The sequence below is a fragment of the Meiothermus sp. Pnk-1 genome, assembly GCF_003226535.1.
Lineage (GTDB): Bacteria > Deinococcota > Deinococci > Deinococcales > Thermaceae > Allomeiothermus.
On the sequence record NZ_QKOB01000002.1, the window covers coordinates 343,466 to 363,896 of the forward strand.

Genomic DNA, 20,431 nt, shown 5'->3' on the forward strand with positions numbered 1-20,431 from the left:
GCCCGAAGACTTCCAGAGCGTTTGGCGTTTATTCTTGGGAGACATATGCTCGAGCACAGTGAACAGACCCGGCAGCGACTGGCGAACCTCAAAGCCTTGGTAGAAGCTGGTTTTGAGCCCTTCCCATACCGCTATGACAAGACCCATAGCGCCGCAGAGATCCTGTCGGCACACCCCGAGCCTCAACCGGGGCAGGAGTTTCCCGAAGAGCAGGTGCGGGTGGCGGGCCGCCTGATGACCTTTCGCCACATGGGTAAAGCCAGCTTCGCCCACCTCCAAGACGAATCCGGGCGTATCCAGATCTATCTGGCCCGCGATCTCACCGAGCATTACGACCTGTTGAAAAAGCTCGATATCGGGGACATCGTGGGGGTGGAGGGGACGGTCTTCGTTACCAAGACCGGCGAGGTCACCGTTAAGGTGCGGCGCTGGCTGCCCTTGGTCAAAGCGCTCCACCCCTTGCCCGACAAGTGGCACGGGGTCCGGGAGCTCGAGACCCGCTACCGCCAGCGCTATCTGGATCTAATCCAAAATCCCGAGGTGCGGGAGGTGTTTCGTGTTCGCTCCCGCATCACCCGCTACATCCGCGATTACCTCACCGACCGCGGTTTCTTGGAGGTGGAAGGACCCACCTTGCAAGTAGTGGCCGGAGGCACCGAAGCCAGGCCGTTCAAGACCTACCACAACGCCCTGAACCACGAGTTTTACCTCCGCATCGCCCTCGAGCTGCACCTCAAGCGGCTGTTGGTGGGTGGCTTTGAAAAGGTTTTCGAGATCGGACGCAACTACCGCAACGAGGGCATCTCGCCCAAGCACAACCCCGAGTTCACCATGCTCGAGGCCTACTGGGCCTACGCCGACTACACCGACATGATGGCCCTGGTCGAGGACATGCTCTCGGGGCTGGTGCAGAGTATCCATGGCCGTACCGAGATCCGCTACGGTGAGCACCAGATCGACTTCGCCAAACCTTTTCGCCGCATCGACTTCGTGAGCTCGCTCAAGGAGAAGGCCGGGCTGGACTTCGATCCTACCGACCTAGAGCGGCTGCGCCAATTCGCCGATAGCAAGCACCCCGAGATGCGGAGCGTACCCAGCTATAAGCTCTTGGATAAGCTCTTTGGCGAGTATGTAGAGCCTACCCTGATCCAGCCCACCTATGTGATGGACGTTCCGCTGGCCATCAGCCCCCTGGTCAAGCGCCACCGCGACCCCGCCAAGGCCAACCTCACCGAGCGGGCCGATTTGTATGTGGCGGGTTTTGAGATCGCCCCAATCTACTCCGAACTCAACGACGCCCTCGACCAGCGCGCCCGTTTCGAGGAACAAAGCGCCCGCCGTGAGGCAGGAGACGAGGAAGAACCCGAGCAGGATGAAGACTTCCTGCTGGCCCTGGAGTACGGGATGCCCCCCGCCGCCGGGATGGGCCTAGGCATCGATCGTCTGACCATGCTCCTCACCGACCAGCACAGCATACGTGACGTGATCCTGTTTCCCCTTCTCCGACCGCGCAGGCCAGGCGAAGGCATAGACTGAAGGGGTGAGGTTGCTTTACTACTGGAGAGAGGCTGGTATGGGTGGGGCACAGCAATGGGGGCTATCGTGACCCCCCTGGTCGCCGCCCGGCTTAGCCTTGGAGCGGGCGTGGGGGTTTTTGGGCTGAAGTGGTTGGCCTTCAAGCTTACCGGCTCGGTGGCGTTATACTCTGACGCCCTCGAGTCCATCGTAAACATCGTGGCGGCGGGAGCCGCCCTCATCGCGGTGGGGGTCTCTAAGCGCCCCCCTGACGCCAATCATCCCTACGGCCACACCAAGGCGGAATACTTTTCCGCGGTGCTCGAGGGTATCCTGATCGCCCTGGCGGCCCTGGCTATCGTGATCGAGGCCTGGCACAGGTTGTTCGCCCCAACCCCACCCCAGAGCGTCGGCCTGGGGCTGTCGCTCTCGGTAGGGGCCTCCGCCCTTAATGGTTTGCTGGCTTGGTTCTTGATCCGTAGCGGCCGAGCCCACCGCTCTCCGGCGCTGGTAGCGGACGGCCAGCACCTTTTCGCCGATGTGCTCACCTCGCTAGGGGTGCTAGCGGGGGTGGGTCTGGCCTGGCTCACCGGTTGGTGGGTGTTGGATCCCCTCCTGGCGATGGCGGTAGCGGTTAACATTCTTTGGATCGGGTGGCGACTGGTGCGGGATTCGGTGGGTGGGCTGATGGACGAAGCCCTGCCGGAGGCCCAGATGGGCCGGCTACAGGAGGTGATTCGCGGCCACCTCAAGGATTGGCAAGCAGATGGCAAAGTGCTCGAGGTGCACGATCTCAGGAGCCGGCGCGCAGGGCCGCGCACCTTTGTGGAGTTTCACCTGGTGGTGCCGGGCTCGCTCACCGTGGAGGAGGCCCACCGCATCTGCGACCGGCTCGAGGAAGGCTTGCGCGAACGGGTCCCCGGGGTACAAGTGACCATCCACGTGGAGCCGGAGTGGAAGGCCAAACACAGCGGGTTTGTGGTTCGCTCGAGGTGAACGAGCGAACGCCTTGGGGCGCAGCGGAGACGCTTATTTGTACGTCAACTCTACGATGGTGTAGCTCTGTACGCCCTTGGGGCTGGGGTACTCCACCCGGTCCCCTACCTTCTTGCCCATCAGGCGTTGGCCCATGGGGGATTCGTTGGAGATCTTGCCGTTGAACACATCTGCCTCGTGGCTTCCCACGATGGTCAGACTCATGCGTTGGCCTGAGTCGGTCTCGAGCTCCACGCTCACCCCTAAGCCCACCTCTAGCGGGGTACCGTTGCCGGCCTCTACCACCACGGCCCGGGCCAAGATGCTCTCGAGTTCGCTGATTCGCCGGTCGTTGTCCCACTGTGCCCGCCGAGCCTCGTCGTAACCAGCGTTCTCGCGCAGATCGCCCTCCTCGATAGCCTGTTCGAAAGCAGCGGCAATCTCTTGGCGCTTGACCGTCTTGAGGGTGGTCAACTCATCCTGCAAACGCTTCAAGCCTTCAGCGGTCAGGTAGACCGGTTTATTCTGCGACATCCCTGCTTCTCCTTACCGGGCGAGATCCCCTTTGGGGAGCCTATCCCTGCCAGCGCAAAAACAAACACCAGCCTAAAGGCCAGCACCCGTAATTATACCCTGCTCTTGGCGGTTAGAGGAGAAGACTTATCCTGCCCTGCCGCTACTGGCAGGTTTGGCCTCGAGGAGTTCGTAAAACCCCCGGGCGTTGTGCAGATAGTGGGCTAAAATGCCCGGGATCAGGCTTCCGCTCAGAAGATAGCTGAACCCAAACAGCAGTCCAGCGAAGAGGGTATACAGCGGATAAGCCCAGGCCTTGCGGTCAGGGACCGGATGAAATGCGGCAAAGATCACGGCTTGGGCCAGGACCCCTAAAGGGCCCAGCCGCTGTAGCAGAAAACTTTGCAACGCTCCACGAAAAAAGCACTCCTCACCCAGCCCCGAGGCCACCGCCAAGCCCAGCGCCACAGGGTGGGTCAACCCGCCTTGCTGCAAGACGGTCCCCAGTTGGCGATGCAAAGCCTCGGCGTGGCGGAAGGAATTGGGGAAAAGGCGGGAGAAAGCGAGCTCGAGCCCCCACAGCCCTCCAAACAGGAAAAAAAACACCAGGGTATCTCGCAAGGCGTCAAGGGAGCGCACGAAGGGGTAACCGGCCAGGTCCATCCACAGTAGACCAAGGGCGAAAAGCCCGCCTTGGATGGCGAAGAGTATGCGAATCACGCGGGCGAACACAGGGATTTATTATTCCGCATCGAAGCGCCGGGCTTGGGAGTTGGGAGACATTTACACGTTTCGCCGCACAGCGGTGCCCGGGCGCGCGGATGCCAGGAGTGCGTCCTACGTTGAACGTCATACGTCGTACGAAGGGGATCGTCCCCTAGGTGTACAGCCATAGGCTGTCCCGAGACGCCACCCCACGGCTTACGCCGAAACAAGCGTCTCACTTCGCTCGGCGAAAGAAGCGTCAAAAAACCCCCGCGTTTAGCGTCTGGCGTTTTGCGTATGGCGTACGACGTACGACGCAAGTTGCGTTTCGCGTACGACGAGAGTAAAGCCCACTGCCCCAAAAAACGCCTACGTCCTTACTCGATGCTTTCCGAGCCTAATCCGAAGCCTTGCTCGAGCAACTTTTTGGGGTAGGCACGGAAGGCCAAAAAGGTCTGGGTACGCTCCACCCCGGGCATCTTTCGTAGACCCATCGTAACCACGTCGTCGAGCTGCTCGAAATCCGTAAGGCGCAGTAGGGCGATCAGGTCCCACTCTCCGGTGACCGAGTAGACCTCGGCTACACCGGGCAACTCGGCGATGGCCTCTCCGGTCTCCGGGATGAGCTCTCGGCGGGCTTGGATCATCACAAAAGCGGTAATCATACCCCCATGATAAGGCGAGGTGCAGGCTATATCCGGGCGCTTTACTACACCGCAAAGATAAGTTTGGGTTTGAACTGTAGATAATCCGCCGCGACGAAGTGCAGTGGGATGCCCTTCCAGTCTTGGGGTAGCCGTCGCCCGTCGGCGCCGTGGAGGTGCCCGTAGAGCACTGCGTCAGGGCGGTATTGCTCGATCATGTCGGTGAAGGCGCTTTTCTCTCCGCCGGGGCCGAAGGGGGGATAGTGCAGGGCCAGCACCAAATGTCGGTAGGATTTGCCTTTTAGGCTCTCGAGGGAAAGGCGCAGCCGCTCCGCTTCGCGCCGGTAGATCTTCTCGTCCTCTGGGCTGAGCTCGCGGCTTCCTGGGACATCCCAACCCCGAGTCCCGGCGATGGCCACCTCTCCGATCACCAACGAGTCGTTTTGCAAGGCGTACATACCGGGGGGAAGGGCCGAGCGCACCCGTCCGATAGAGCTCCACCAGTAGTCGTGGTTGCCGCGCAGCAGCACTTTGGCCCCGGGCAACTCGGCGATATCCCTTAGATCGAGCAAGGCGTCCTCGAGCCGCATCGCCCAGGAGATGTCTCCGGCGATGACCACCAGATCCTCGGGCCGTACCACCTCGCACCAGCGGCTAAAGAACGCCTCGGGGTGCCCCTCCCAGTTGCCTCCGAAAATGTTCATGGGCTTTGGGGAGGCTCGCGAGAGGTGAGGGTCAGCGATGGCAAAGACGCGCACGCAACCAGTCTAGCCGAGACCGCGGTGCCGGGCTCGAGCTAAACTGGGGGGATGGGGGACGAGCTGTTACACCAGGCCCTGCGGCTGCTGGCGGCGAAGGACTATACCGAAGCGGGGCTGCGGCGCAAGCTCGCCCGTCGGGGTTCGCCCGAAGAGGTGGAGGCGGCGGTTCGCCGGGTCAAGGAACTCGGTTACCTGGACGACCGCAGATACGCCGAGAGCTACCTCCGGCTCAACCAAGGTCGCTGGGGGATGAACAAATTGCGCCAGGCGTTGCGGTCCAGAGGAGTTTCCGTAGAGGTGATCCGGGGGGTGCTGGCTGACCTCGAGTCCGAAGCCGATCCGGTAGCCGAGGCCCTCCGGTTGCTCGAGCGTTACCCCAGCCGCTATAAGGGTGAAAAGGCCAAGGCCATCCGCTTCTTGCTCAACCGGGGATTCCCGCTTTCGGCGGCTTTGGCGGCTTGGGAGAGGTATAGCCAAACGCCGAACCCCGAACGCTAGAGGTCTGGTAACTTGATTTGTGCTGACTCAGACGTCGTACGTCGAACGTCATACGTCATACGAAGGGGATCGGTCCCTCGGGTGTACGGGCGTAGCCCGTCCCGATAGGGGATCGTCCTCAGCGTTTAGCGTCTGGCGTTTTGCGTATTGCGTATGACGTACGACGTAGGACGTATACCAACCCCACCCTAGCCCTCCCCTGCTAGGGGAGGGAGCACCCCGCGTTTGGCGTAAGACGTACAACGTACGACGTATGACCTAAGTCGCGTCTTGCGTTAAGCTATAACCTATGCCGCACGTTCGTGCAGAGATCTTCATTCCTAAACCGCCGGCCCAAGTGTACGCTTATGCCAAGGATTTGGTCGGGCTCAAACCCTACCTGAAGGATGTGGAGAGCCTGCGGGTGCTCGAGGACGCGGGGGCTCACTCCAAATCGGAGTGGGTGGCGGTAGCCATGGGCAAGAAGGTGCGTTGGATCGAGGAAGAAGAATGGTTTGATGCCGAGCTGCGTAACCGCTTTCATAGCCCCGAGGGGGATTTTGACGTGTACCAAGGAAGCTGGACCTTTCTACCGGAGGGGGAGGGTACGCGGGTGGTGCTGGAACTCGAGTACGAGCTTAATATCCCCATCTTTGGCGGACTTTTGCAAAAGCTGGTGCTGAAGCTTATGAAGGAAAACTGTGACGGGCTGCTGCAGGGCCTCAAAGACCGCTCGCTCGCCGCGTGATACAATCGGTTTATGTGGCGTGCCCAGCGATGTTAGGCTGAACTTTCCGCCGGGGTCGTGGCGGGCCTTTGTGCCTCCGGCCCGGCGTTTTTCATATCGTTTGACCCTAGGCTTTCGACCGCAAAAGATCCGGAGATTCCCATGCCGCTTCAGCTGTATAACACCCTGACCCGCCAGAAGGAGCCGTTTGTCCCGGCCACCCCTGGCTATGTCGGTATCTACGTATGCGGGCCGACCGTCTACGGCGACCCCCACCTGGGCCACGCCCGCGGGCCGGTGGTCTTCGACGTGCTGCGCCGGTGGCTCCTTCACCAGGGGCTCAAGGTGCGCTACGTGCGCAACATCACCGATGTGGGCCACCTCACCGACGACGCCGACGAGGGAGAAGACAAGATCCTGAGGCGGGCCAAGCTCGAGCGCCTCGAGCCCATGGAGGTGGCCGAGAAGTATGCGTGGGCCTACTTTGACGCGATGGATGAACTCAACGTGTTGCGCCCGAGCATCTCGCCCCGCGCCGCTGGGCACATCCCCGAGCAGATCGAACTCACCCAGGCCCTCATCGAGAAGGGCCACGCCTACGAGAAAAACGGCTCGGTCTATTTCCGCGTGAGCAGCTGGCCTGGCTACGGCAAGCTCTCGGGGCGCAACTTCGAGGAGCAAGAGGCCGGGGCTCGGGTGGCGGTGCGCGAGGAGAAGGAAGATCCCCGCGACTTCGCCCTGTGGAAGGCCGCCGATCCGGAGCACATCATGCGCTGGAACAGCCCTTGGGGAGAGGGCTTCCCCGGCTGGCACATCGAGTGCAGCGCGATGAGCCTCAAATATCTGGGGGAGGGCTTTGACATTCATGGTGGAGGGATTGACCTCCAGTTCCCCCACCACGAGTGCGAGATTGCCCAGGCCGAGGCTGCCGGGTATGTGTTCGCGCGCTACTGGATGCACCACAACCACGTCCTTTTGAACGGCGAGAAGATGGCCAAGAGTACAGGGAATCTGGTGCTCCTGCATGACCTGCTCAGCCAAAACGAGCCGATGGTGGTGCGCTTTTACCTGCTACAAAGCCATTACCGTAGCGTCCTAGACTTTACCGACGCGGGGCTCGAGGCTGCCTTGGGCGGGTATATGCGTTTGCTAAGCGCCTACCGCGAGGTACGCCGCCAGCTCCGGCTGCCCTCGGCAAAGCCTGGGAGGGATGCTGCTCTCGAACAGGCCCTGGATAGGCTCGAGGCCGATTTCAGCAAGGCGCTGGACGACGACCTGAACACCCCCCAGGCCCTCGCCGCTTTTTTCGTCTTTCTTCCCGTGCTCAACAAGGCGCTGGCCGAGAAAGCGGGAAAGGAGAGCCTCGAGCGCACCGAGAAAGTTTTCGCTGAACTGGGGGAGGGGGTGTTGGGGTTATTCCCTCCTCGCGTGCTGGAAGTCAACCTGGGCGGAAGCCTGCTGGATGGGCTTGTGCGGCTTTTGCTCGAGCTGCGCGAGCAGGCCAGACAGGAGAAGAACTTCGCTCTTTCTGACCAAATCCGCCAGCGCCTGGCAGAGCTAGGGGTGGTGGTGGAGGACACCCGAGAGGGGCCTAAGTGGAAGGTGCAATAAAAAGTAGGGGGATAGCCCCCCTACCTGCGCCAACTCAGCTTACTCTTCCCGCGAGCGCGCCCCTTGGAGGATGGTGAGGTAGTAGAAGATAGTCGAGAGGGTGCTGGCCAGGGCGGCCACATAGGTGAGGGCCGCTGCGGTGAGCACCCGCTGAGCCCCCGCCATCTCGGGGCCGCTGCTTAGAAAGCCCTGGCGCAAGATGCGCAGGGCCCGGCTCGAGGCGTCAAACTCCACCGGTAGGGTCACCAATTGGAAAAGGGCCACCGCCGCAAAAAGCCATAGCCCGAGCTCTGCCAGGCCCAACGAACCAACGACCAAGCCGACCAGCACCAGGATTGGTCCCAGCGCGCTACCGATATTCGCGGCGGGTAAGATCGCCGCACGAACGCGCAGGGCTGCGTAACCTTTGGCGTCTTGCAGGGCGTGTCCTACCTCGTGGGCGGCCACGGCGAGCGCGGCCACCGAGGGCGAGTTGTAGTTAGGCTCGGAGAGCCGCACCACCTTTTGGCTGGGGTCGTAGTGGTCGGTGAGGGCGCCGGGAACCATCTCTACCCGTACGTCTCTCAGTCCGTTGGCGTCTAGGATGGCCCTAGCGGTCTGGGCTCCGGTAAGACCCCTGGAGTTGGCGATGCGGCTATAGCGAGCGTAGGTAGACTGTAACCAGAACTGGATCACCAGGGTAGCTACAAAAACTACCCCCATCAACAGCCAAGCTAGGATCATTTCTTAACCTCCCTCTATGAACATAGCAAAAACCAAACCCCTGATGCTGAGGTTTGGATTACGACTGGAAGATCGGCACTCTACCGTAGAGACGGTCACACGCTCGCCAGGGTGGTCATCGGCATATGGCCGCCAGGCCGCGCAGCGTGTTATCAGCCCGCCAGAGGCTGGCTCTTGATGGTGAAGCGCAAAGCCGTACGCTCTTCGTGCTCGAGGTCCAGCTTGACAAAGGCCGGTTTGACCAACAAGTCCAGGTTGTCCGGGGCGATGTAGCCCCGTGCGATGGCGATGGCCTTGACCGCCTGGTTTACTGCTGCCGGGCCGATGGCCTGCACCTCCACCTCCCCTTGGGAGCGAAGGAGGGCCGCAATAGCACCGGCTACAGAATTTGGGCGAGACTTCCCAGAGACGCGCAACGTTTCCACCATGACCTCCGCACGTAGGATCGCTCCGAGAGTCATGTTAGGGTGAGCTGGGCTATAATGTCAATAAAATAGCGTCCTGGCAAGGAATCCTAATAAATGAAAGGGGGCTTTCCTCTTTGCGCAACGCGATGGGTGAGCCTTGTTTAACCTAACATTTAGCAAACTCTCATCGGCGGTTGTGGGTATCTTCCCCAAGGCAGGGGGGTTGTATCTACCGGGGCGCTTTGCTAACCGGTTATTACGCTAAGCGCGGTGGGCCATCCTCCGCCGGGCCATTCCGGAAAGGGGTAAATCTGATCCCCAGGTTGACGGTATACCAAAGCCTCCGTATAATACCGCAAATGCCGCGTAAAGATATGCGCGGCATTGCATCCCCAGGCAGAGCGTGGTGCGGATTTTGGAAGCGAGTCTCTATCCCTCGTTCGCCTGTGCCTTATTCCTAGAGCTGCCCTCGTCGTGATCGATAAGCACCGACCCCTCGTAGGAGGCCCAAGAGATGGAGTTTAGAAAAGCGTACCCGGAAATTCCGATCGGCAACGATGCCTGCGGAATCATCGCCATCGTCGAGAAGAGCGGGCGGCCCAGCCATGCCAATGTACAGCGGGTGCTAGAGAGCTTATACCGCATGGCTCACCGCGCCGGGTTGATCCGCGGGGAAGGCGACGGAACCGGTATCCAGACCGACCTCCCCCGCGAGCTATGGGCGGCCTATCTGGAAGAGGCCGGGATAGATGGATCCATAGCACAGAATCCGCGCTTTTTCGTGGGCCACCTGTTTGTGCCGAAAAGTGAAGGGGCTCGAGTGCAAGAGCTCCTCGACCTGTTCCGGGTGGAGGGGGCGCGGCGGGGCATCAAGCTTTTGCACGACCGCCGTGGTGATGTGACTTCCGGCGTGTTGGGGCCGGTAGGCAAACGCACGGAGCCCCTGTTCCTACAGGTTGCCGGTCTTTCTACCGATGGTGACGGCCCCTTGTGGGAGTTAGGGCTGGTGCTCGAGGAGCGCTTTCCCGTTCATGTGGTCTCGCTCTCCACCGCTTCGGTGGTGTACAAAGTGCGCGGTTCGGCGGAGATCCTCAAGCGCTACTACCCCGAACTCTCCCGGGCGGAGTTCAAGTCGGCCATCACCCTGGGGCATAACCGCTACTCCACCAACACCCTTTCCACCTTCGAGCAGGTGCAGCCCTTTGGGGTCTTGGGCCACAACGGCGAGATCAACACCATCGAGCGGCTGCGCCGTGAGAGCCGCTTTCTAGGTATCCCGCTCACGGGGGGCTCCGACTCCCAAGACTTGAACCGCCTCCTCGAGGGCCTTCTGTACCGCTTTGGCCTCTCCCTTCCGGAAGCCCTCGACCTGGTGTTTCCTCCCATCTTGGGCGAGATCAAAAACTACTCCCCGGCTCTGCAGGACCTCTACATGGCGCTGCGGCAGCGTTTTGGCCCCCTGGCCCAAGGGCCTGCCGCGCTCGTGACGCGCCATCGCGAGGAAGCGGTGTTTTGCACCGATGCGATGGGCCTGCGCCCTTTGTGGTTTATCGAGACTGAAGGGGAGCTGATCTTCTCCTCCGAGCGAGGGGTCTTCACCGCCGAGGAGTTCGTCCACGACCCGCGCCCGTTGGCCCCCGGGGAGAAGATGTACTTGCGCCTGACCATCGAGGGGGCTCGGCTTTTCCCCTTCGAGCGTCACCAGCGTTTTGTGCTCGAGGGCAACCTGGCGAAAAGCGGGGCCCTGGAGGGTTTTCGAGTGCACCTGACCGGGCCGCGCTACGACGCACCCGCACCGCTTGCGGGGGGCTCGGAGCCCCAGGTGGAAGAGCGGCCAGCTCCTCCTTCATTGGGCCTCGAGCGGGCTTTTGGCTGGGATCGCTGGGACACTGCCTACCTCGAGGCTTTGGCCGAAACTGGCAACGAACCCATCGGCTCCTTGGGCTACGACGGGCCCTTGGCGGCTTTGAACCCGGAGAAGCCCAATCTTTCCGAGTTCTTCAAGGAGACCGTGGCCGTGGTGACTAACCCGGCCATTGACCGCGAGCGCGAGATCGAGCACTTCTCCACCCGCTCCATCCTGGGCCGCCGGGCCTTGCCCGATGGACGCGGGGTCGGGCATGTCGAGGAGCTGCTGGTTCCCGTGCTCATCGAGGAACTGGTGGCGGCCCCCGCCGCGAAGACTGCTCCCAACCTTCGCGCGATCGCCCAAGGGCAGGGCACGTTGACCCTCGAGGAAGCCCTCTCCCGTTTCAAGCACGCGCTTTTGGTGCCTCAGTTCACCGTGGAGGAAGGCTTGCTGGCCGGGCTCAGGCGTCTGCAAGAGGCCGCCGTTCAAGCCGTGCGGGACGGAGCCGAACTGCTGGTGCTCTCCGACCGCCACGCCTATGAGGGGGGGGTCTGGATCGACATCTACCTGGCCCTGGCTGCGGTAGGGCGTTCCCTGGAAGAGGCCCGCGACCTCGAAGGGATCAGCCTGCGCCGCCGGACCTCGATCGTGGTGCACTCCGGTGGGGTGCGCAACCTCCACGACCTAGCGGTGTGTCTGGGCCTAGGGGCCGACGCGGTGGCCCCCTGGTTGATGCAGCAAAAAGCCCTGGCCTCCGGGGGTAGCGAGGCCCTACAGAAGCTGGTGGAAGGGCTCAGAAAGGGCCTCGAGAAGGTCATCAGCACCATGGGCATTCACGAGCTACGCGGCTACGGGCGCATCTTCAGCGCGGTGGGGCTCAAGCCCGAGTTGGCGGGGTACTTCGGCATCCGGAGCTTCCTGGCCTCCGAACAGGCGGGCTATGGCTTCTCCGAGCTCGAGCGCACCCTCTTGGAGCGGGTGAGCTTCCTCACTGCCCCCAAGGTGCTGCCGGCCAAGGATTTCCGTTTCAACCCGCGCATTTACAAGACCGCCCTGGATGTGGCCGCGGGGGAAGCCCCTTACGAGCACTACCAAGAGAAAGTGCGGGGGCTCGAGCACGAATCCCCCATCGCGGCCCGGCAGCTTTTGGCGGTGCGCTTTCCCGAGAAGAGCGCCGTAACCCCCGAGGAGGTGGACATCGGGGTAGGTGGGCACTCGTTGCCCTTTGTCATCACCGCGATGAGCTTCGGTTCCCAGGGCGAGACCGCCTTCCGCGCCTATGTAGAGGCGGCGAAGAAGCTCAACATGCTGTGCATCAACGGCGAGGGGGGCGAGATCCCCGACATGCTGGGAAAGTACACCCACTGGCGCGGCCAGCAGGTAGCCTCCGGGCGCTTCGGGGCGCACGCCTACATGCTCAACTCGGCTTCGGTGATCGAGATCAAGATCGGGCAGGGGGCCAAGCCTGGTGAGGGTGGTCACCTCCCCGGCAAGAAAGTCACCCCCAAGGTGGCTGCGGCCCGCAACGCGGTGCCCGGCGTGGACCTTATCTCGCCCTCCAACAACCACGACCTGTACTCCATCGAAGACCTGGCCCAGCTCGTCGAGGAACTCAAAACGGTGAACCCCAAGGCCAAGGTCTCGGTGAAGGTCCCGGTGATTCCCGGGATCGGCACCATCGCGGTGGGAATCGCCAAGGCCGGAGCCGACATCATTGCCCTCTCCGGCTTTGAAGGAGGGACCGGGGCGGCCCGTTGGCACGCCCTCAAGTACGCGGGGTTACCCGTGGAAATCGGGGTGCGCCGGGCCCACCGGGCCTTGGTTCGGGCGGGGATGCGCGACAAGGTGGAGATCTGGGCGGATGGCGGTCTGAAGACGGCCTATGACGTGCTGCGCATGGTTTTGCTGGGCGCAGACCGGGTGGGTATGGCCACGCTGGCGATGGTCGCCATCGGCTGTACCATCTGCCGGGGGTGCCAGACCGATACCTGCCACGTGGGCATCGCCACCCAGATCGAGACGCTCGAGCAGGCCCAGGCCCACGGCCTCAAGCGCTTCGTACCGCAGGAGCCCGAGCGGGCTGTAGACCAGCTGGTGCGGTTCTTCTCGCTGAAGGGAGAGGAGCTGCGCAAGCTCGTGGCGGCGCTGGGCTTCCCGTCGCTCAAAGAGGTTCGTGGTCGGAGCGATCTGCTCTACCAGGAAGCCCATGGCGAGTCCTTAGACCTTCGCTACTTTTTCGAACCCATCAGCGAGCCGGAATGGCTGCGGGAGCGCTCGGCGCACGTGCTGCGCAAACCCCTCAACCAGCTCACCCGCACCATCACCGAGGTCGTCTCGGAAGCTTACGCCGAGGGCGGGCGGGAACTGCTGTTCCAGGAGGGTCCGGTAGGCTCCACCGATCGCGCCTTGGGGACCCACCTGGCCGGAGAGATCGCCCGTCGCAGGCTTTACGGTAAAGGCTTTGACGCTCAGGTCGAGTTGCGCTTCGACGCGGGATCGGTGGCGGGGAACGGGCTGGCCGCTTTTAGCGTGGAAGGGCTCGAGGTTCTCGTCGAAGGTGGGGCTCAGGACGGGGTGGCCAAAGGGGCTTACGGTGGCAAGGTCGTGGTGCTTAAAGGACGCAACCCCTACGGGCAGTATGTAGACGGCAGCGTGGGTAAGAGCTTCGCCTACGGGGCCATCGGCGGTACCCTGATCGTGGAGGGCATGGCCGACAGCCGCTTCTGCATTCGGCTCTCCGGGGCTGACGTCGTGTTGGGCGGCGAGCCGGAGCGCCCGGTGCAAGACGAGTTGGGCAACCTCGCTTCTCGCGCTCAGGCCAAGGGATTCGCCTTTGAATACATGACCCGGGGCCGCGCGCTGGTGCTAGGCGATCCCGGTCCCTGGATCTGCTCGGGGATGACCGGCGGGCGGGTTTACTTGCGTTATTGGCCGGAGATGGGCCTGAACGAGGAGGCCATGCGCCGCCGCTTGGCCAAGGGGGCTAAAGTGGTGATCCAAAAGCTCGACGAGCGAGGGGTAGCCGATGTGCGCGAGCTGATGGGGGTTTACCTATCCGTCCTCACCCAGGCCGAGCGGCACGACAAGGCGGAGCGACTCGAGCGCCTTCTCCTCGATCCTGGCTCCCATTTCCGCATGGTGCTTCCCGCCAACCAGCAGGTTGCCCAGGAAGTGAGCACCGAGTAGGGAAGATGCCGACTCCCGTTCTTTTGGGGCTGCGCCGGAGAAGGGTTTGGCAGGGTTTGCTGCTGGGCAGCGGATTCCCTCACCCCAGGCCACCGGAGGGTCTTGGGGTAGATTCCCTTCGGGACAGCCTACGGCTGTACACCCAGAGGTAGATTCCCCGGCGGGACGGCCTACACCCGTACGACCCCACCCCAACCCTCCCCTGCTAGGGGAGGGGGTATTAGCTTTCCTGGCTCCCGGCCTGGTCGGCTACGGTCAAGGCGAAGGGTACAGCATAAAGGGGTATGATCCCCTGCGTTTAGCGTACGACGTGCGTCATTCCGCATTTTTGGTACGATTGTCCCGATGGACCCCTGTATTTTGCTAGAGACCCTCAAACGCCGGACGGGCTTCAATGAGGGGCACGTTCGGGTGCTGGCCGGACTAGGGCATTATATGACCCCTCTCGCCGCTGAGGTGGCTCTGGCGTTTTATGACTATTTGGGCCGCGATCCTGAGATGCGGGATATCCTCTGGGCTTCTCCAGGGAGGGTAGAGCGGCTTTACGGAAGCTTTGCGGCTTGGTATCGCGAGCTTTTTTCTGGCGTTTACGACGCCGCTTACGCTCACCGTCGTTACCGCATCGGCCTGATCCATGCCCGCCTCGGCATTACCCCTGGCTATATGGTTCCAGCGATGGGGATTGTACAGGAAATCTCCCTCGAGCACATGCGCACCGCCCTTCGTGTTGGCGAGATTTTCCCTGCGGTAGAGGCTTTCGAGAAGATCATCGCCATTGAGATTGCCCTGATTGACGAGAGCTACCTGGCGGCGCTCGAGGTCGGGTTCAAGTTGGGGGTCAGCAGCCGCGACGCACTGGTGCAAGGGGCAAGCACCTTGCTCAAGGAGGCTAGCGTGTGGTCCTAGGGGCGGCCATAACGGTAGAAGCCCCCATTATTTTTGCTATAGGCTAGCCCGGTATGATCCGCGCCATCCTTTTTGACCTGGATGAGACCCTGATCCTCGATGAGGCTGTCTGTGAGCATGCTTTTCGTGAGGCGGCCTTTGTCGCGGCGCAGCGCTACAGCCTCGACCTAGAGCGCCTTGTGCGCACCGCTAAAACCTCTGCTCAGCGGTTGTGGGCCCAAGGCCCTTACCACTCCTACGCTCTTTGCATTGGGCACAGTGCCTTGGAGGGGCTGTGGGCGGGCTACACGCAGCCCGAGGTGCAAGGGTTGCGTGAGTGGGCTCCCGGCTACCGCCTGGCCGTATGGCGCGAGGCTCTGGCCGAACAGAACGTCTCAGATGAAAACCTCCTTTTTGAACTGGTGGACACCTGGCGCACGGCTCGAGCCCTTTACCCTCGCTATCCCGAGGTGGATGCCCTGCTTTCGGCCCTATCTCCTAGGTATCGGCTTGGCCTCGTCACCAACGGGGTGCCCGACCTTCAGCGGGCGAAGATTTATGGGAGTAATCTGGCTTCCCACTTTCAGGCGGTGGCGGTCTCGGGGGAGCTGAACGTGGGCAAGCCCGATCCGAAGATCTTCGAGTGGATCTGCGCGAGGCTCGAGGTCGCCCCCGCGGAGTGCGTGATGGTTGGGGACAACCCCGAGCGCGACGTGGCTGGGGCCATCCAGGCCGGGATGAGATCGGTTTGGGTGGATCGCGGCTTCAAGCCTCGGGACCAGCGTTACCCGGCGGATCTGGAAGTAAAAAACCTGCTCGCGATGCTGCCCTGGCTCGAGGAACTAGCTAGGCAGCAGGGCTAAGCGATCTCAAAGGGCTCGAGCCGGTCTGTGCGGTTGACCAGCAAGTGGTATACGCTGTACGTCGTACGCTAAACGCAAGACGCAAAACGCTGGGGACGAGCAAAGCTCGTACACCTATTCGTATTCGTATGACGTACGACATGGGACAGCTCAGCGCAGCGCTTTGAGGGCCAGCCGGATGATCTCTTGGGTGCTGGCCTCGGGGTTTTGCTGGATGATCTGGGTCACGGCGGCGCGCACCTGGTTTTCGCGGAAGCCCAGCGTGACCAGGGCCAGCTCGGCTTCTTCGCTCTGGGGGCGGCGGAGGATGGGGCCGCCCTCGCCCATCAGGTGGGGCGGGACTTTTCCGCGGAGCTCGAGGGCGATCCGCTCAGCCAGCTTTCGCCCCACCCCCTGGGCTCCGGTAAGCAGGCGAATATCGCCGTCGGCGAGTGCGCGTGCCAGCAGGGCTGGCGATAGCGAGGAGAGCAGGTTGAGCCCCACCTTGGGTCCCACCCCGCTCACCCCCAGCAGCATCTCAAAGAGCTCCAGCGAGCGTTCGTCGGCGAAGCCGTACAGTGAGAGGTCGTCCTCGCGCACAACGAGCTTGGTGTGTAAGGCGATCTCGCCCGCTTCGGGCAGGTTGGCAAGGGTGGTGGTGGGGCAGAAGACCTCGAGCCCGAATCCCCCCACCAGCAGAATCACGCTGGTTTCGGTTTTGCGTAGGGCGGTGCCTTTAAGATAGCGGACCATAGAGGTGTATCCTACCTACCGCTGAATTTAGCCGCTCGCTTCTCGTAGAAGGCTTGCACCCCCTCTTTGTGATCCAGGGTACGGCCTGCGACCTCTTGCAGCAGGGCTTCATACTCGAGCATCTCCTCGAGCGTAGCCCCTGCACTCCGCCTGAGGGCCCGCTTGATGAGGCCGTAGGTCTTGGTGGGGCCGCTGGCGAGTTCGGCGGCGAGTTTACCCACCTCCTCGGCCAGTTGCTCGGCGGGCACGACCCGGTTCACCAGGCCTAGGGCCAAGGCTTGCTCGGCGGTGAGGCGAGGGGAAAGGGCCTCGAGCTCGAAGGCCTTGGCGTACCCGACGATGCGGGGCAGGTGGTAGTTCATCCCGGCGTCGGGGATCAGGCCGATCTTGCTGAAGCCGGTGGTGAAGACCGCATCCGAGGCGGCAATACGCAGATCGCAGGCCAGCGCCAGCGACATTCCCGCCCCGGCGGCAGCCCCGTGTATGGCTGCGATGACCGGTTTTTCCAAGGCGGTGATGTTTTCCACCACTGCGGTGTAGTTTCGCAAATGGGCTTTGTAGGAGACAGTTTGGCCAGCAAACTCGCGTAAATCTTGACCCGAGCAGAACCCCCGCCCTGCCCCCCGCAGCACCACTACCCGCACCTCGGGGGCGCTGGCTTCTTTGTGGAAGGCTTTAGCCAGAGCTTGCAGCATCTCGGTGGTGAAGGCGTTGATGGCCTCAGGGCGGTTTAGGGTTAGGGTGAGAACGCCCTCTTGTAGTTGTGAAAGCAGTACGCTCATGGCTTTTCACTTTCCTTTCCAAACCGGCTTGCGCTTCTCGACAAAGGCAGTGGTTCCCTCCTGCTTGTCTTCGCTGCCAAAGGCGATCAGGAACTGGCTGCGCTCGTAGGCCAGGCCGTGTTCAAGCGGGAGATCCTGTGCGCGGTTGACGGCGTCTTTAGCGAGCTGGGCGGCCAAAGGAGCGCGGGAGGCTACCAGGTTGCCCAGCTCGAGGGCTTCCTCGAGGTATAACTCGACGGGAACCACCTTGTTCACCAACCCCATCCGGTAGGCTTCCCAGGCGCTTAAGACCCGCCCGGCCAGCACGGTCTCCATGGCCCAATATTTGCCGATCTGGCGGGTCAGGCGCTGGGTTCCGCCGGCGCCGGGGATGATGCCTAGGTTGATCTCGGGCTGGGCAAAGCGGGCCGTCTCCGAGGCCACGATCAGGTCGCAGAGCATGGCCAGCTCGCAGCCACCGCCATAAGCAAACCCCGATACTGCTGCGATTAGGGGTTTCTTAGCCCGCCGCAGTATCTCGTACTGGTCGGCCCGCAGGCCCCGCATTAGCTCGGGGAGCGAGGTCTGCTGGAACTCGGCGATGTCCGCTCCGGCGGCGAAGGCCCGCTCGTTGCCGGTGAGGACCATGGCCCTGATCTCGCTGTCCTGCTCGAACGCACTCACGGCCTGACCGATCTCGCCGAGGGTTGCGGTATTGATCGCGTTGAGCTGCTGAGGTCGGTTGAGGCGGATCAGCCCAACTTTTCCATGGGTTTCGACGAGGATGTTTTCGTACATGGAATGCTCCCGCGTTCGTCCTACGCCTCAATGCAGGGCTACTTCATCCGCTCTTCGCTGAAGCGCTGGCCCTCCCACACGTCAATGAAAGCCGTTCCGGCGTGGAGCTTGGCCTTGTGGGGGACTCCCGCAGGGATATGGTAGTAATCACCCTTTTTGAAGGTTTGGTGCTGGCCGTCAATCCAAAACTCCACCACGCCCTCGAGCACCACCCCCCACTGTCCCTCATGGGCGTGCTCGGGTACCTCGGTCTCCTGGGGTACGTAGCCGAAGCCGATCTGCCCCCCCTGTCCCGAGATCACCGGTATATCCATCCCTGGCCACAGGGTTACCTGTTTGAACTTCGCGAACCACTCCGGGAATACCTGCATGGCTCTCACCTCGCCCCTAGCTTATCAACCGGAGCTTGGCTTTGCGTTGGGAGAATCTTTCGTGTTATCCTTCACAGCTAATATGGCTTTGGTCGTGCAGAAATACGGCGGCACCAGCGTGGGCGACCTCGAGCGTATTCACAAGGTCGCCCAGCGCATCCAGCACTACCGTGAGCGGGGTCATCAGCTGGCGGTGGTGGTCTCGGCGATGGGCCATACCACCGATGAGCTGATCGCCCTGGCGAAACGGGTCAATAAGCGCCCACCGCAACGGGAGCTGGATATGCTCACTACCATCGGGGAGCAGCAGTCGGTGGCGCTGCTCTCGATGCAGCTCAACGCGATGGGCATCCCGGCGCGGGGGTTCACGCAACACCAGATCGGCATCACCACCGACGGGCGCTATGGCGATGCTCGCATTTTGCGGGTGGAGCCTCGGCTTATCAAAGAGGCCTTGGACCGCGGCGAGGTGGCGGTGGTGGCGGGTTTCATGGGCACCACCCCCGAAGGTGAGCTGACCACCTTGGGGCGCGGGGGTTCCGATACCACCGCAGTGGCCCTTGCGGCGGCCTTGGGAGCTCGCGAGTGCGAAATCTTCACCGACACCGAGGGGGTCTACACCACCGACCCTCACACCATTCCCGAGGCGCAGAAACTCTCCCGCATCGGTTATGACCAGATGCTCGAGCTAGCCGCCCTGGGAGCACGGGTGTTGCACCCCCGTGCGGTCTATTACGGTAAGCGCTACGGCGTAAAGATTCACGTGCGCAGCAGCTTTTCCTACAACCCCGGAACCCTAGTGGAGGAAGGTATGGAACTCGATCGCCCAGTGACGGGAGTGGCTCTAGATGATGAGATTGCGCAGATTGGTCTAATAGGTATCCCTGACCGCCCCGGTATTGCTAGCCGAGTATTTGAGGCCCTTGCCCGCCGAGGAGTAGCGGTAGACATGATCATTCAGGGCGTGCCCGGCCACGATGCCTCGCGCCAGCAGATGGCCTTCACAGTCAACAAAGACTTTGCCGAGGACGCGATGGAAGCCTTGGAGCCGGTGTTGGCCGAGATCGGTGGGGAGGCCGTGCTCCGCCGCGACGTGGCCAAGGTTTCCATCGTGGGGGTAGCCCTGGCTTCGACCCCGGGTATTCCCGCGCGTATGTTCGCGGCGGTTGCAGGCGTGGGAGCTAACATCGAGATGATCGCCACCAGCGAGGTGCGCATCTCGGTGATCATCCCCGCCCATTATGCTGAAGCCGCGCTTCGCGCCGTGCACAGCGCCTTCGAACTGGACAAGCCGGTGGCCTCATGAGCGCCTATTCCGGCAAATGCTTTCTCGGCTGGCAGGAGATTACCGCCCTGGTCTCGAGCCTCCTACGTCGGCTCGACCCTCACCGCTACGACTGCATCCTGGCGGTGACCCGCGGCGGCATGATCCCGGCCTGCCTCATCAGCGAGGCCACTGACGTGCGTAATATCCTCACCGCGGCGGTGATGTTCTACACCGGCGCGGGTCAGACCTTGCAAGAGCCCCACTTCCTTCAGTTTCCCGGCGATGCGCTGCTCTTGGGAAAGCGCGTCCTGATTGTGGATGATGTCTGGGATTCGGGCAAGACCGCGGTGGCGGTGCGCGAGCGGGTCAAGTTGGCGGGGGGTGAGCCTACCTTGGCTGTGCTTCACTACAAGCCCACGATGAACCAGTTCCCAGGGGATGGTCCCGATCTTTACGCTGCGGAGACCGACGCCTGGATTGTGTATCCCTGGGATCCAGCGCAGGGATGGACAAATTTGGGACAGCCTCCCCGCCAGGCTTAGCAGCCAAATATCCGCTCTCGAGAAGGAGGGCTCTCCCGGCTTGGGAGAGCCCTGGGAACATCTTGGGCGTAGCCGACCAGGGAAGCTAAATACCCCCCAGCAGGGGAGGGGGTATACGT

General features: G+C 62.2%; 20 protein-coding genes. 10 read left to right on the forward strand and 10 right to left on the reverse strand.

Annotation, left to right across the window (positions count from 1 at the left end; all coding sequences use genetic code 11):
* The first annotated feature begins 45 nt into the window (after positions 1–45).
* Together lysS and DNA98_RS04400 are read left to right on the forward strand one after the other, a co-directional pair.
* Positions 46–1,536, forward strand: coding sequence for a lysine--tRNA ligase (gene lysS / locus DNA98_RS04395; RefSeq protein ID WP_110526290.1), 1,491 nt, complete (start codon positions 46–48; stop codon positions 1,534–1,536).
* A gap of 54 nt (positions 1,537–1,590) precedes the next feature.
* Positions 1,591–2,511 carry a cation diffusion facilitator family transporter gene (locus DNA98_RS04400; protein ID WP_110526292.1) on the forward strand — a complete coding sequence of 307 codons (921 nt, stop codon included), beginning with the start codon at positions 1,591–1,593 and terminating at the stop codon, positions 2,509–2,511.
* Between the two features lie 33 nt (positions 2,512–2,544).
* On the opposite strand, the gene greA is transcribed toward DNA98_RS04400, so the two are convergent.
* The 4 genes from greA to DNA98_RS04420 form a co-directional block, all read right to left on the reverse strand.
* Positions 2,545–3,024 (reverse strand): transcription elongation factor GreA, encoded by a 480-nt coding sequence (gene greA, locus DNA98_RS04405; RefSeq protein ID WP_110526295.1) that lies wholly within the window; start codon positions 3,022–3,024, stop codon positions 2,545–2,547.
* A 126-nt stretch (positions 3,025–3,150) separates the two neighbouring features.
* Entirely contained in the window at positions 3,151–3,735 is a 585-nt protein-coding gene (locus DNA98_RS04410) for a CPBP family intramembrane glutamic endopeptidase (RefSeq protein WP_110526297.1), read from the reverse strand.
* Between the two features lie 350 nt (positions 3,736–4,085).
* Positions 4,086–4,373, reverse strand: a complete 288-nt coding sequence (locus tag DNA98_RS04415; protein WP_110526300.1) for an Lrp/AsnC family transcriptional regulator — start codon at positions 4,371–4,373, stop codon at positions 4,086–4,088.
* A 44-nt stretch (positions 4,374–4,417) separates the two neighbouring features.
* Complete coding sequence (locus DNA98_RS04420) at positions 4,418–5,110, reverse strand: metallophosphoesterase (RefSeq protein ID WP_110526303.1); 693 nt, start codon at positions 5,108–5,110, stop codon at positions 4,418–4,420.
* Positions 5,111–5,161: 51 nt separating this feature from the next.
* On the opposite strand from DNA98_RS04420, the gene DNA98_RS04425 reads away from it, so the two are divergent.
* From DNA98_RS04425 to cysS, 3 genes are all read left to right on the forward strand, one after another.
* Complete coding sequence (locus DNA98_RS04425) at positions 5,162–5,611, forward strand: regulatory protein RecX (protein ID WP_110526306.1); 450 nt, start codon at positions 5,162–5,164, stop codon at positions 5,609–5,611.
* A 289-nt stretch (positions 5,612–5,900) separates the two neighbouring features.
* Positions 5,901–6,338, forward strand: coding sequence for a type II toxin-antitoxin system RatA family toxin (locus DNA98_RS04430; protein ID WP_110526309.1), 438 nt, complete (start codon positions 5,901–5,903; stop codon positions 6,336–6,338).
* A gap of 141 nt (positions 6,339–6,479) precedes the next feature.
* The gene (cysS, locus tag DNA98_RS04435; protein WP_110526312.1) at positions 6,480–7,928 is read left to right on the forward strand and encodes a cysteine--tRNA ligase; all 1,449 of its coding nucleotides are present in this window, start codon (positions 6,480–6,482) and stop codon (positions 7,926–7,928) included.
* A 39-nt stretch (positions 7,929–7,967) separates the two neighbouring features.
* Here the strand turns inward: cysS and DNA98_RS04440 are convergent, their stop codons facing one another.
* Positions 7,968–8,651 carry a zinc metallopeptidase gene (locus DNA98_RS04440; protein WP_110526315.1) on the reverse strand — a complete coding sequence of 228 codons (684 nt, stop codon included), beginning with the start codon at positions 8,649–8,651 and terminating at the stop codon, positions 7,968–7,970.
* Between the two features lie 152 nt (positions 8,652–8,803).
* The gene (locus DNA98_RS04445) at positions 8,804–9,076 is read right to left on the reverse strand and encodes a stage V sporulation protein S (protein WP_110526980.1); all 273 of its coding nucleotides are present in this window, start codon (positions 9,074–9,076) and stop codon (positions 8,804–8,806) included.
* Positions 9,077–9,572: 496 nt separating this feature from the next.
* Here DNA98_RS04445 and DNA98_RS04450 point away from each other — a divergent pair, with 496 nt between their 5' ends.
* The 3 genes from DNA98_RS04450 (at position 9,573) to DNA98_RS04460 (ending at position 15,841) form a co-directional block, all read left to right on the forward strand.
* Entirely contained in the window at positions 9,573–14,093 is a 4,521-nt protein-coding gene (locus tag DNA98_RS04450; protein ID WP_110526318.1) for a glutamate synthase-related protein, read from the forward strand.
* 345 nt (positions 14,094–14,438) lie between these two features.
* Positions 14,439–14,999 (forward strand): protoglobin domain-containing protein, encoded by a 561-nt coding sequence (locus tag DNA98_RS04455; RefSeq protein ID WP_110526321.1) that lies wholly within the window; start codon positions 14,439–14,441, stop codon positions 14,997–14,999.
* Positions 15,000–15,052: 53 nt separating this feature from the next.
* Positions 15,053–15,841, forward strand: a complete 789-nt coding sequence (locus DNA98_RS04460; RefSeq protein WP_110526324.1) for an HAD family hydrolase — start codon at positions 15,053–15,055, stop codon at positions 15,839–15,841.
* A 150-nt stretch (positions 15,842–15,991) separates the two neighbouring features.
* Here the strand turns inward: DNA98_RS04460 and ruvA are convergent, their stop codons facing one another.
* From ruvA to DNA98_RS04480, 4 genes are read right to left on the reverse strand one after another with little or no spacing between them, the layout of a single operon-like run.
* Entirely contained in the window at positions 15,992–16,573 is a 582-nt protein-coding gene (gene ruvA / locus DNA98_RS04465; RefSeq protein WP_110526327.1) for a Holliday junction branch migration protein RuvA, read from the reverse strand.
* An 11-nt stretch (positions 16,574–16,584) separates the two neighbouring features.
* Positions 16,585–17,355: an enoyl-CoA hydratase-related protein gene (locus DNA98_RS04470; RefSeq protein WP_110526330.1), complete on the reverse strand. Its 771-nt coding sequence runs from the start codon at positions 17,353–17,355 to the stop codon at positions 16,585–16,587.
* 6 nt (positions 17,356–17,361) lie between these two features.
* Positions 17,362–18,132, reverse strand: coding sequence for an enoyl-CoA hydratase-related protein (locus tag DNA98_RS04475; RefSeq protein ID WP_110526333.1), 771 nt, complete (start codon positions 18,130–18,132; stop codon positions 17,362–17,364).
* 38 nt (positions 18,133–18,170) lie between these two features.
* A complete protein-coding gene (locus DNA98_RS04480; RefSeq protein ID WP_110526336.1) occupies positions 18,171–18,503 on the reverse strand; it encodes a cupin domain-containing protein in 333 nt (110 codons plus the stop codon).
* A gap of 82 nt (positions 18,504–18,585) precedes the next feature.
* On the opposite strand from DNA98_RS04480, the gene DNA98_RS04485 reads away from it, so the two are divergent.
* Both DNA98_RS04485 and DNA98_RS04490 read left to right on the forward strand, forming a co-directional pair.
* On the forward strand, positions 18,586–19,809 hold the full coding sequence (locus tag DNA98_RS04485; protein WP_110526339.1) for an aspartate kinase: 1,224 nt from the start codon (positions 18,586–18,588) through the stop codon (positions 19,807–19,809).
* A complete protein-coding gene (locus tag DNA98_RS04490; RefSeq protein WP_110526342.1) occupies positions 19,806–20,312 on the forward strand; it encodes a phosphoribosyltransferase in 507 nt (168 codons plus the stop codon). The genes DNA98_RS04485 and DNA98_RS04490 overlap by 4 nt, the downstream gene beginning before the upstream one ends.
* The last annotated feature ends 119 nt before the right edge of the window (positions 20,313–20,431 follow it).